At 72.6% G+C, this 10490-nt stretch carries 12 protein-coding genes and 1 pseudogene; 8 read left to right on the forward strand and 5 right to left on the reverse strand.

Annotated features, from left to right (window positions below; all coding sequences use genetic code 11):
- Nucleotides 1-1186, reverse strand: a 1186-nt coding sequence (locus QOL99_RS07240; RefSeq protein WP_407650151.1) for an ABC transporter permease subunit, incomplete at its 3' end; no start/stop codon positions are given.
- Between the two features lie 77 nt (nucleotides 1187-1263).
- On the opposite strand from QOL99_RS07240, the gene ndk reads away from it, so the two are divergent.
- Nucleotides 1264-1680: a nucleoside-diphosphate kinase gene (gene ndk, locus QOL99_RS07245; protein WP_285522612.1), complete on the forward strand. Its 417-nt coding sequence runs from the start codon at nucleotides 1264-1266 to the stop codon at nucleotides 1678-1680.
- Between the two features lie 118 nt (nucleotides 1681-1798).
- Here ndk and QOL99_RS07250 read toward each other — a convergent pair whose 3' ends face one another.
- Nucleotides 1799-2275, reverse strand: a complete 477-nt coding sequence (locus QOL99_RS07250; protein WP_285522614.1) for a hypothetical protein — start codon at nucleotides 2273-2275, stop codon at nucleotides 1799-1801.
- Nucleotides 2276-2307: 32 nt separating this feature from the next.
- On the opposite strand from QOL99_RS07250, the gene QOL99_RS07255 reads away from it, so the two are divergent.
- The 7 genes from QOL99_RS07255 to QOL99_RS07285 all read left to right on the forward strand — a co-directional run bounded on the left by QOL99_RS07255 (nucleotide 2308) and on the right by QOL99_RS07285 (nucleotide 7154).
- The gene (locus QOL99_RS07255; protein ID WP_285522616.1) at nucleotides 2308-2616 is read left to right on the forward strand and encodes a hypothetical protein; all 309 of its coding nucleotides are present in this window, start codon (nucleotides 2308-2310) and stop codon (nucleotides 2614-2616) included.
- Between the two features lie 74 nt (nucleotides 2617-2690).
- Entirely contained in the window at nucleotides 2691-3518 is an 828-nt protein-coding gene (locus tag QOL99_RS07260) for a nitroreductase family protein (RefSeq protein ID WP_285522618.1), read from the forward strand.
- 90 nt (nucleotides 3519-3608) lie between these two features.
- Complete coding sequence (locus QOL99_RS07265) at nucleotides 3609-3926, forward strand: hypothetical protein (RefSeq protein WP_285522619.1); 318 nt, start codon at nucleotides 3609-3611, stop codon at nucleotides 3924-3926.
- 14 nt (nucleotides 3927-3940) lie between these two features.
- Nucleotides 3941-4615 carry a hypothetical protein gene (locus QOL99_RS07270; RefSeq protein ID WP_285522621.1) on the forward strand — a complete coding sequence of 225 codons (675 nt, stop codon included), beginning with the start codon at nucleotides 3941-3943 and terminating at the stop codon, nucleotides 4613-4615.
- On the forward strand, nucleotides 4612-4947 hold the full coding sequence (locus QOL99_RS07275) for a transcriptional regulator (protein ID WP_285522622.1): 336 nt from the start codon (nucleotides 4612-4614) through the stop codon (nucleotides 4945-4947). The genes QOL99_RS07270 and QOL99_RS07275 overlap by 4 nt, the downstream gene beginning before the upstream one ends.
- Before the next feature lie 87 nt (nucleotides 4948-5034).
- On the forward strand, nucleotides 5035-5934 hold the full coding sequence (locus tag QOL99_RS07280) for an aldo/keto reductase (RefSeq protein ID WP_285522624.1): 900 nt from the start codon (nucleotides 5035-5037) through the stop codon (nucleotides 5932-5934).
- Nucleotides 5935-6086: 152 nt separating this feature from the next.
- Entirely contained in the window at nucleotides 6087-7154 is a 1068-nt protein-coding gene (locus QOL99_RS07285) for a type III polyketide synthase (RefSeq protein WP_285522625.1), read from the forward strand.
- A gap of 702 nt (nucleotides 7155-7856) precedes the next feature.
- Here the strand turns inward: QOL99_RS07285 and QOL99_RS07290 are convergent.
- From QOL99_RS07290 to QOL99_RS07300, 3 genes and pseudogenes are all read right to left on the reverse strand, one after another.
- Nucleotides 7857-8048, reverse strand: a complete 192-nt coding sequence (locus QOL99_RS07290) for a hypothetical protein (RefSeq protein ID WP_285522627.1) — start codon at nucleotides 8046-8048, stop codon at nucleotides 7857-7859.
- Nucleotides 8049-8139: 91 nt separating this feature from the next.
- Nucleotides 8140-10059 (reverse strand): heavy metal translocating P-type ATPase, encoded by a 1920-nt coding sequence (locus QOL99_RS07295; RefSeq protein WP_285522629.1) that lies wholly within the window; start codon nucleotides 10057-10059, stop codon nucleotides 8140-8142.
- A gap of 81 nt (nucleotides 10060-10140) precedes the next feature.
- A pseudogene (locus tag QOL99_RS07300) lies at nucleotides 10141-10490 on the reverse strand (CoA transferase); the annotation flags it as partial.

The following is a 10490-nucleotide window of genomic DNA, read 5'->3' on the forward strand; positions in this document are numbered from 1 at the left end:
CCTCCCCGCCCACCCCGAAGAGGTCCAGCAGCGTGGGCAGCCGCGCCCCCTCCCGCAGTTCCTCGGAGGCGGGCTCGAAGCCCTCGGCCTTGAAGGGCATGGGGTACTCGCGCCCCAGGAAGGTAAAGGTGTTCGACCCGATCAGGAAGATGAAGATCGCCGAGGCGATGTAGTTCAGCATGATCGTGTTGATGACCTCCGAGGAGCCGAAGCGGGCCTTGAGGATGCCCGGAATGGCCCCCCACAGCGCCCCGCCCGCCGCCGCCGCCAGCACCGAGAGCGGCAGCAGGGCCCAGCCCAGCGACGCCGGACCGTACACGCCCACCAGCATCGCCATGATCGCGCCCAACGTGAGCTGCCCCGGCGCCCCGATGTTAAAGAGGCCCGTGCGGAACGCGAACGCCACCGACAGCCCGGTAAAGATCAGCGGGGTCGCCAGCTTGAGGCTTTCCAGCAGCGGATTGAGCGCCGTCACGGGCGCGAACAGGGTCGAATACACGAAATACACGAGGTCGCTCTTGGCCAGCCACGCCGTCCAGAGGGTGAGCGGCGTGCCCGAGGCGTTCACGGCGGGCTGCACGATCAGCACGACCAGTGCGCCCACCAGCACCGCCAGCGCGATGGCGACGGCGGGCACCAGCAGCCCCCGCAGCCTGCCCAGCCGCTCCCACCACGCCGGGAAACGGCTCAGGCCCGCTCCCGCCGTGATCAGCCCGCCCAGCACCGTCAGGAAGAGGCCCAGGTTCATCCCCCCGCCCTCGTAGAAGGAGCGCAGTTGCCGCTTGAAGCCGGGGCGCAGCGTGGTGTCGGCGGCGATGCGGGCGGTCTGCTCGCCCAGCCCCTGCCCCAGCAGCACGACGGCCATGATGCCCAGCACGGCGGCCAGCAGCCCGGTCAGCCACACCCAGGAGGCCCGGCGCAGCGCCCCCACCACGCTGGCGACCAGCAGGGCCAGGGCCGCCCAGCCCAGCGGCAGGACGGTGCCTGTCGGCGGCAGGGGCGCGTCGGGGTTGGCGCTGAGGTTGGTCACGGCGCCGGTCAGGTGCAGGAGGACCGGGTCGGCGTCGAAGCCGCGCCCCAGGGTGGCCAGGGGAAACAGCAGCAGCCCGGCGGCGGCCACCGCGCTCGCCGTCAGCGCGATTCGCGCCGCTGTCGGCGAGAGGCGAGAGTCTGGAAGGTGCGTCACCCGGGTATTGTAAGCGGCCCTGAAGGGTGGTCACATGAAGGACTCAGCCCCCAGCGCCTGCTATGCTCGCGGGCGCTATGGAACGGACCTTTGCCATGATCAAGCCCGACGGCGTGCGCCGCGGCCTGACCCCCGAGATTCTCGCCCGCATTCAGAAGAAGGGCTACCGCGTCGTGGGCCTCAAGCAGATGGTGATCGCCCGCGAGACCGCCGAGACCCACTACGGCGAGCACCGCGAGCGCCCCTTCTTCGGCGAACTCGTCGACTTCATCACGGGCGGCGCGGTGGTCGCCATCGCCCTGGAAGGCGAGAACGCGATCTCCGGCTGGCGGGCCATGATGGGTGCCACCAACCCCGCGAACGCCGCTCCTGGCACCATCCGCGCCGACTTCGCCACCACTACCGGCGAGAACGTCACCCACGGCAGCGACTCGCCGGAGAGCGCCGAGCGCGAGCTGGGCCTGTTCTTCGGTGAAGGCGAACTGCTGAAGTAAAGCCGTCAGCTTTCAGCGACCAGCAACAAGCGACCAGCAACAAGAGCCCCGGCCTCGGCTGGGGTCTTGTCTTTCCTCTCTCCCGCTCCCTTCCCCGCTGGCGGCTCTTCCAGGCCCCTTACCGGAACGCCCCCAGCACCCCCGCCTCCGCCTGCACCGCGTACCCCCGCGTGAGCACCCGCAGGTCGCCGCTGGGCTCCTCCAGAATCACCGTGTCCGCGAGGCGGCTCCCCGGCGCGGGGCGCAGGCCCCCGGTGCCGCCGGAGGTCCGGACCCGCCGCGCTCCCTCCCCGGCGAGGTCGGCGGCGCTGAACCCGGGAGCCTCGATCTCCAGCGCCCACGACAGGGGCCGGGCGCCGCTGTCATACCGCACCGTGACCCGCCGGGCCGGAAGGGGCGGGGCCGTCTCCCAGACCGTCTCGCGCAGGCCCCCGGCGACCTTCTCGCCCCGGCGGTCCCCCTGGCGGTCGTAGGTGCCGTTCCCGGTGAAGAGGACCTGCGCGGTGAGGTCGTCCGCCGCCTCCCCGGCGCGGGGACCGCAGCTCGCCAGGGTCAGGAGGGCGAGCAGAGCAGCGGCGGTCAGGCGGCGGGGCATGGTTCCCAGCGTACCCGTGCCAGCATGGCGGGATGGCCCCGCACCACCTCGCGCTGCTGCTCACGGCCGCCCTGCTGCTGGGGCTGCTGACGCTGGGGCTGGGGCTGCAACTGGGGCGCTGGAAGGTGGTCCGCTGGCTGCACCACGCCCTCTTCCTCGCGGTGTGCGTGGGGGTGGCCCTCTCGGGGCTGCTGGGGTGGCGCTCCGGGGGCTGGGCGCTGCTGCCCGCGCTGGGGGCGCTGCTGACCATGCCGCGTACCCGTCCGGGCCGGGCGGACCACTGGCAGCGGGCGCTGGCCTCGGCCGGGCTGTTCGCGCTGGGCGCGTGGGGGGCGTGGTAGGGGCGGCGTAGTCAGGGCGGCGTCATCGGGGTGGGGCCTCCCCGTCCCCGCGTGCCCGCGCTAGCCTGCCCCCGATGAGTTTCCCTCCCGCCCAGACCCCAGCGCCCCCCGTGCCCCTGATCGAGGGGATGCTGGCCCGGCGCACCACCAACGGCCCCTTTCGGCCCGACCCGGTCAGCCGCGAGCACCAGCACCTGCTGATGCGGGTGGCGCAGGCCGCCCCCAGCCATTTCAACAGCCAGCCGTGGAGATTCGTGCTCGTCGAGAATCCGCAGACCATCGCCGAGATCGCCCGCATCTCCGGCGAGAGCATGACCGAGCTGATCGAGGCCGGGGTCTTTTTCGAGCGCTACCGCCGCTATTTCCGCTTCAGCGAGGCCGAGATGCAGGAGCGGCGCGACGGCATCCACATCGACCACCTGCCCGGCCCGCTGCGGCCCTTTACCCGGCAGGTCTTCAGCGACGCGGGCCTGAAACTGATGCGGCAACTCGGCGTGCCGAAAAAACTGGGCGAGGACAACCGCAAGCTCGTCGCCGGAAGCCCGCTGCTGCTCGCCGCGCTGCTGGACAGGGCGGAGTACCGTCCCGGCGAACTCAGCGGCTTTTACTCGGTGTTCGGCCTCGGCGCGGCGATAGAGAACATCTGGAACGCGGTCGGGGCGCTGGGCATGGGCATCCAGTTCGTCTCCACCCCGATGGAGATTCCCCGCCAGTGGCAGGCCATTCAGAGACTGTTGCACGTTCCGGGCGACCTCGAACTGATGGCCGTCTACCGCCTGGGGTATCTCCCGCAGGGCGAGAAGCGGCCCTCCATCGACTGGAGCAGCCGCCACCGCAAACGTCTGTCGCAGTTCGTCGCCCGCGAGCGGTGGGGCGTGCCGGAGGAGGGCGGGGAGGACTGACCGCCTGACCGAGCTTCTCTATCCCGGCAGACGGGTTGGTGTTGCAAATCCGCGCTTGACATAAACTGGTCTGTAGCGCAAACTCCTCACATGACCCAGTTCTCTTTCCGTCCCCGCCTTCCCCGTTCCTGGCAGATGAGCGCGTGCGAGGCCCGCAACGCCGCCCTGCCCCTGCTGGCGCTGGCGGCGCTCGCGGCGGCGGGCCGACTGCCCGCGCTGGGGTGGGGACCGGGAGTCCTGCTGGCCCTCGCGCTGGTGGTGGCTGCCCTGGTCCGGCCCCGCCGCGCCGCGCTGGTGATGGGGGCCGGAGTGCTGCTGGTGGGGCTGGCCGTGGTGCTCTCGGCTCCGGCTGGGGCGGCCCTGGGCCTGCTGCTCGCCTTCTTCGCGCCGCTGGCCGCGCGGCGCTGAGGGGAGGTCAGGTGATGACGGTGAACCTGCCCAACCCCGGCGACCATGCGCGGCTCCAGACCCTCACCGAACGGTACGCCCGCTTCTCGGCCTCGGCGCTGGGGCTGGGGCACCTGTACGGGGCGGCCGTGCTGCCGCTGACCTTCCTGCTGGCGCGGTCGGAGGTGAGCGCGGCGGGGCTGATGCTGTGGGCGGCGGCGGTGGCCCTGGGCTTCATCGGCGTGGTGCGCCTCACCCGTCGGCACTACCAGACCCTCGGGGCGGTGGCCGAGTGGCCCCGGACGGGTGGAGGCTTCTCGTGGGGGCTGCTCGCCGGGGTGGGAGTGGGCGCCCTGCTCGCGTGGCTGGCCGAGCGCAGTGGATGGGTGACTGAGGCGTTTCCCGCCTTCCGGGACCTGCCGTGGTCGGCGCTGCTCGCCCTGATCGCCGCGGCTCCGGCCGTGTTCCGGCTGGTCGACCAGTCGCACACCCGCACCGCCGGGCTGGGGCTGCTGCTGCTGGGAGGGGCGCTGGTGGGGGGACGCTCCGTGTTCGCGGAGCCCTGGCGCGGGGCGGCGCAACTGGCCGTGCTGCTGGGCCTCTCGCTCTTTCTGGTGTGGCTCGCCCTGCGCCAGCACGCCGAGGCGCGGGGCGTGGCGGCCGAACTGCGCGAGATGCGTGCCCGCCTCGGGCTGACGGTGACCCCGTGAGTGTGGGCGACCCTCCCCCCGGCCCGCCCGATCCGGTGCAGGCCCTGCTCGGGCTCGACCGGGTGGTGCACGAGCCGGTGCGCCTCGCCCTCCTCTCGCTGCTGGCCGGGGCGCAGGAGGCCGAGTTCAAGTTCCTGGAGTCGGCGCTGGGCCTCAGCAAGGGCAACCTCTCGAGCCACGCGGCCAGGCTGGAAGATGCCGGATACATCGAGGTCCGCAAGACGTTCCGGCGCAAGCTGCCCGTCACGAGTTACCGCATCACGGACGCGGGCCGCGCCGCGCTGGGCGGCTACTGGGCGGCGCTGCGGGAGGCAGCACCGGGCGGCAGCTAACCCCGCAGCCCCACCGGACGCAACCCCCGCCGCTCACCCTCCGGTCATGGGCCAGGCGTCAGAATGCCCCCTCGGAGGAAACCACCCATGACCCAGACCACCCCCAACGCCGCCCAGAGCGGCACCTTCAAGATCGGCGGCGACCTCAGCGTGAACCGCCTCGGCTTCGGCGCGATGCGCATCACCGGCGAGGGCATCTGGGGCGACCCCGCCGACCGCGAGGGTGCCCTGGCGACCCTGCGCCGCCTGCCCGAGCTGGGAGTCAACTTCATCGACACCGCCGACTCCTACGGCCCGGCCGTCTCCGAGGAACTGATCCGCGAGGCGCTGCACCCCTACGACACGGTGGTCGTGGCGACCAAGGGCGGCCTGACCCGCACCGGCCCCGACGTGTGGGTGCCGGTCGGCCGCCCCGAGTACCTCAAGCAGCAGGCGTACATCTCGCGCCGCCGCCTGGGGGTCGAGCGCATCGACCTGTGGCAACTGCACCGCATCGACCGCCACGTGCCGCAGGACGAGCAGTTCGGTGCGATCCGCGAGCTGATCGACGAGGGCGTCATCCGCCACGCCGGGCTCAGCGAGGTCGGCGTCGAGGAGATCGAGGCCGCCCGCCGCGTCTTCCCGGTCGCCACCGTGCAGAACCTCTACAACCTCGCGAACCGCAAGTCCGAGGACGTGCTGGACCACTGCGAGCGCGAGGGCATCGGCTTTATCCCGTGGTACCCCCTCGCCGCCGGGCGGCTGGCGCAACCGGGCAGCGTCCTGACCGAGATCGCCGGGCGTCTGGGCGCGACCCCCTCACAGGTGGCCCTCGCCTGGGTGCTGCGCCGCAGCCCCGTCATGCTGCCCATTCCCGGCACGGGCAAGGTGAGGCACCTCGAGGAGAACGTGGCCGCCGCCGCGCTGACGCTCTCCGACGAGGACTTCGCCGCCCTCGACGAGGTGGGCCGTCAGGAGTGGGAGCAGCAGCAGGCCGCCCGGCGCTGAGGGAAGCGCGGGCCGGGTGGGGGAGAGGGGGTAGACCTTCTCCCCCTTCGCGCGGGCGGACCAACCGTGAAGCCCCCCAACCGTGAAGCCCCCGTCAGCCCCGACGGTGCCTCAGGGCACGGTGCCCGTCCGGGGAGGGGAGAGAATGCCCCATGCTCGCTTCCCCGCCGCTGGTGCGCTCGCTCGTGACCGGGCACCCGCCCTACCGCGCTCCGCAGGCAGAGATCCGCGAGGCCGCCCGCACCCTCTTTCCCCGCATGGCGGCCCGCCCGCACATGCTCGACGTGTTCGGCAACGCGCAGATCGAGTCCCGTGCCCTGTCCCGGCCGCTGGAGTGGTACCTGGAGCCGCGCGGCTTCGGGGAGAAGAACGCCGTCTTCGTGGAGGAGGCCCGCGCCCTGACCGTCCGCCTGGCGCGGGAGGCCCTGGAGCGGGCGGGCGTGGCCCCCGAGGACGTGGACGCCGTGGTCGTGGTGAACACCAGCGGCCTGAGCACCCCCAGCCTCGACGCGTTTCTCATCGGGGCGCTGGGGCTGAACGCGCACGCCGCGCGGCTCCCGGTGTGGGGCCTGGGGTGCGCGGGGGGGGCGTCGGGCCTCGCGCGGGCGGCCGACCTCGTGCGGGCGGGGTACCAGAGGGTGCTGTTCGTGGCGGTCGAGCTGTGCAGCCTGACGCTGGTGAAGGGCGACGAGTCGGGGAGCAATTTCGTGGGCACGGCCCTGTTCGCGGACGGCGGCGCGGCGCTGGTCGTCACCGCGCAGGGCGTGCCCGGCCCGCCCCCGCTGGCGGCCCTGCACGGGGCCTTTTCCACCCTGATCGAGGACTCCGAGGACATCATGGGCTGGGACGTGGTCGACGACGGCCTGAAGGTACGCTTCTCCCGCGACATCCCTGGCCTGGTCCGCGCCATGATGCAGCAGAACGTCGCGCAGGCGCTGGCCGGGCGCGGCTGGAGCCGGGACGACGTGGGGACCTTCGTGGTTCACCCCGGCGGCGTCAAGGTGCTCGCCGCCTACGAGGAAGCGCTGGACCTCCCCTCAGGGGCGTTGGACTCCAGCCGCCGGGTCCTCGCCGCGCACGGCAACATGAGCAGCGTGACGGTCCTGTTCGTGCTGGAGGAGGTGCTGCGCGGGGGGCCGCTGGGCCAGGGCCTGCTCTCGGCGATGGGACCGGGCTTCAGCGCCGAGCACGTGCTGCTGAGCTTCGGGCCGCTGGACTGAAGTCGCAGGAAACGGAGCCTCTGCCCGGTGGGGGAGGCTCCGTTCTCGTTCGTTGGTGGCTGGAGGCTGGCCGCGCTAGAGCATTTGCCATAAGAAGGCGGTGGGTTTCCGCATTCGTTGGCCGAGCGGACTTGCAAAGCTGCGCAGCAGAGCGAGCGAATTGAAGAAGAGCATTGGGCATTCGGGGAGGCACCTGGGGCGCCCTTCCCCGGGGGCCGTCATTCTGCCCAATGCTCTAGCTGCCCTCTTCCCCGTCCACCGTCTTCTGCGGGTTCGTCGTCGCGCCGCTGGCCGGCAGGCCCGACGCCATTCCGCCGTGGGTGGTGGGGTTGCGGGACTCGCCGCCCGCCGCACTGGGGGCCNCCCGTCCACCGTCTTCTGCGGGTTCGTCGTCGCGCCGCTGGCCGGCAGGCCCGACGCCATTCCGCCGTGGGTGGTGGGGTTGCGGGACTCGCCGCCCGCCGCACTGGGGGCCGGGGCGTCGCCGCTCGCGGTGAGGGGCGTGCCCGCTCCCGCGTCGGCGTTCCCGTCGCCCGCCTGATCCCAGTGGGCGTCGGTCTGCGCCTCGCCCGGCGTCTTGGGGGTGCCCGTCTGCCAGTTGGGGTTGTCCTGCACCTGTTCCTGCGGCACGTTGTCCTGGGGACCGGTGCCGCTCTTGCTGGGGTCGCTGTCGCTCATGGGGCCTCCCTGGGGCGGAGCCGCCTAACGGCGCTGGGTCTGGGGCTGGATGGCGTCGTGCTCGCCGGTCACGTCCTTCGGCGTCTGGTCGACCTGCTGGCCCTTCTCGGCCATGCCGGGGCGGCGCACGGCCTTCTCGCCGCTAAGGTCGTCGGTGTCCTTGACGCCGCCCTCGGGGCTGCGGTCGGCGGGCGGGCGGGGCTTGTCGTCACTCATGGGTGAAACCTCCCTGTGGGCGAAGTGGGTGTGGAAGGCCAGCGTACCCCTCCCGGATCGGCGCGGACCTTTACCTGCCCTACACCCGGCTCTACACCCGGCGCCGCAGCAACCGCAGCCCCATGAACACCACGAACACCGTTCCGCCCTCGTGCGCGATCACCCCCAGCGGCAGCGGGACCTGCCCGGCGACCGCCAGCGGCGCGACGATCAGGATCACCCCGAAGGCGAAGGCGAGGTTGAGCCGCACGGTGCGCCGCGCCTCGCGGGCCAGCCGCACCGCGCCCGCCAGCCGCCCGAGATCGTTTTGCATCAGCACCACGTCGGCGCTCTCGATCGCCACGTCGGTGCCCGAGGCCACCGCCACCCCCAGGTCGGCGCGGGCCAGCGCGGGGGCGTCGTTCACCCCGTCGCCCACCATCGCCACCGGGCCGGGCAACTCCCCGATGATCCGCAGCTTGTCCTCGGGAAGCAGTTCGGCGCGGTACTCGCTCAGGCCGACCTCCCGCGCCACGGTGCGGGCCACCTCCTCGCGGTCGCCGGTCAGCATGACGCGGTGCGGAACGCCGCTGGCCGAGAGCTGTTCCAGCGCCCCCCGGATGCCGGGGCGCAGGGCGTCGGCCACCCCCAGCAGGCCCAGGGCGCGGTCGCCTGTTCCCACGATCACCACGCTGCGGCCCGCGGCGGCCAGCTCGTCCAGCGTGGCCCGCTGCGCGTCCGAGAGGTCCGCTCCCTGCCGCCCGGCCAGCCGGAGGTTGCCCGCCCAGGCAACCTCGCCCTCCGGAGTGCGGGCGGTGATGCCGTGACCGGGCACCGCCTGCGCGTCCGTGAGGGCCAGCGGGCTGACCCCGCGTTCCTCCGCCGCCATCACGACGGCCCGCGCGATGGGGTGCTCGCTGTGGGCTTCCAGCCCGGCGGCCAGGGCCAGGGCCGAGCGCTCGTCGGGGGCGTGGACGTGCGTCAGGGTCATCCTCGCCTGGGTCAGGGTGCCCGTCTTGTCGAAGGCGACGGTCTGCACCCCGGCCAGGGCGTCCAGCGCCGCGCTGCTCTTGAACAGCACCCCGGCGCGGGCGGCAGCGGCCATCGCCGAGAGCATCACGGCGGGCGTGGAAATCACCACCGCGCAGGGGCTGGCGACCACCATGAAGGTCATCGCCCGGTACCACGCGTCATCGGTGGGGAGGCCGAAGCCGTAATACAGCAGCGCGAACACCAGCGGCACGCCCAGCAGCACGGCGGTCGCGTAGGGACTCTCCCAGCGCTCGGTGAGGGTCTCGGTGCGGCTTTTCTGGGTTTGTGCCTCCTCCATCAGCCCGACGAGGCGGGCCAGGGTGCTCTCGCCCGCGGGCCGGATCACCTCGGCCTCCACGCTGCCGTTCAGGTTCACGGTTCCCGAGGCGAGTTCGGCGCCCGGCTCCTTGTCGACCGGCACGCTCTCCCCGGTCACAGGCGACTCGTCCACGCTGGTCTGCCCGCGCACCACCCGCGCGTCGGCGGCCACGCGCTCGCCGGGGCGCACCACCAGCAGGTCACCCACCCGGATCTCGCCCAGCTCGCACCAGCGCTCGGTCCCGTCCCGCCGCACGGTGGCGCCCTCGGGATTGAGGTCCATCAGCGCCTGAATCGCGTTCTTGGTGCGGCCCATCGCCCAGTCCTGCAGGGTGTTGGACAGGCTGAACAGAAACAGCAGGATCGCCCCGTCCGCCATCTGCCCGATCGAGGCGGCTCCCAGCGCGGCAAGCACCATCAGCAGGTCCACGTCCAGCTTGCGCTCGCGCACCAGGCTGCGGAGCGCCTCACGCCCGGAGGGAATCCCCCCCGCGAGGTACGCCAGCCCGTACCCCGCCCACATGAGGGTGGGCAGCCTCAGCAGGTGTTCGCCCACCAGCCCCAGCAGCAGGCCCAGCAGTGTCAGGGTGGTCAGCAGGGCGGCCGTCCGCAGTTCCGGCGACAGGCGAAAGGGCTGGGGAGAACGGGCGGGCAAGGGAGTCGGCAGGGTCGAGGGGGTCATGGGGCCTCCGGAGTGAGCGGCTTAATAGGAATACTTCTCAATAAGCCCAGTCTACTCCCCCGGCGGGTCCGACTCAACGCTCTATTCGGAGCGGAATGGTGCGGATGGCCCGTCCGGGACAGCCGCCAGCGGGAGGTCGTGCTCACGGGCCACGGCCAGCCAGTGCGCGGTGGGCCGCGAGCGCAGGGCGCCTTCCGGGTCGGGGCCGATCACCTCGCGGAAGTGGGCGGCGAAATGCGCCTCCAGCGCGGCCACGGCGACCGTGCCGTCGGCGGTGGCGTACAGGCGGTAGGTGGGAGAGGTTCCCGACAGCAGCCCGCCCGGTGCGGTCAGCCCGAACCGCAGCGGCCCCGCCGCCGCCCGCGCCGCGTCTCCCAGCCCCACCACCCGCTCGCGTTCGGTCGAGCCGCGCTCACGCCCCAGCAGCAGGG

This window comes from Deinococcus rhizophilus (assembly GCF_030271215.1).
In the GTDB taxonomy this organism is placed as follows: Bacteria; Deinococcota; Deinococci; order Deinococcales; family Deinococcaceae; genus Deinococcus; species Deinococcus rhizophilus.

What these genes read in the sequence shown, in the direction of transcription:
- ndk (WP_285522612.1), top strand. Translation starts at nt 1,264, where the DNA reads ATGGAACGGACCTTTGCCATGATCAAGCCCGACGGCGTGCGCCGCGGC.
- QOL99_RS07250 (WP_285522614.1), bottom strand. Translation starts at nt 2,275, where the DNA reads ATGCCCCGCCGCCTGACCGCCGCTGCTCTGCTCGCCCTCCTGACCCTG.
- QOL99_RS07255 (WP_285522616.1), top strand. Translation starts at nt 2,308, where the DNA reads ATGGCCCCGCACCACCTCGCGCTGCTGCTCACGGCCGCCCTGCTGCTG.
- QOL99_RS07260 (WP_285522618.1), top strand. Translation starts at nt 2,691, where the DNA reads ATGAGTTTCCCTCCCGCCCAGACCCCAGCGCCCCCCGTGCCCCTGATC.
- QOL99_RS07265 (WP_285522619.1), top strand. Translation starts at nt 3,609, where the DNA reads ATGACCCAGTTCTCTTTCCGTCCCCGCCTTCCCCGTTCCTGGCAGATG.
- QOL99_RS07270 (WP_285522621.1), top strand. Translation starts at nt 3,941, where the DNA reads ATGACGGTGAACCTGCCCAACCCCGGCGACCATGCGCGGCTCCAGACC.
- QOL99_RS07280 (WP_285522624.1), top strand. Translation starts at nt 5,035, where the DNA reads ATGACCCAGACCACCCCCAACGCCGCCCAGAGCGGCACCTTCAAGATC.
- QOL99_RS07285 (WP_285522625.1), top strand. Translation starts at nt 6,087, where the DNA reads ATGCTCGCTTCCCCGCCGCTGGTGCGCTCGCTCGTGACCGGGCACCCG.
- QOL99_RS07290 (WP_285522627.1), bottom strand. Translation starts at nt 8,048, where the DNA reads ATGAGTGACGACAAGCCCCGCCCGCCCGCCGACCGCAGCCCCGAGGGC.
- QOL99_RS07295 (WP_285522629.1), bottom strand. Translation starts at nt 10,059, where the DNA reads ATGACCCCCTCGACCCTGCCGACTCCCTTGCCCGCCCGTTCTCCCCAG.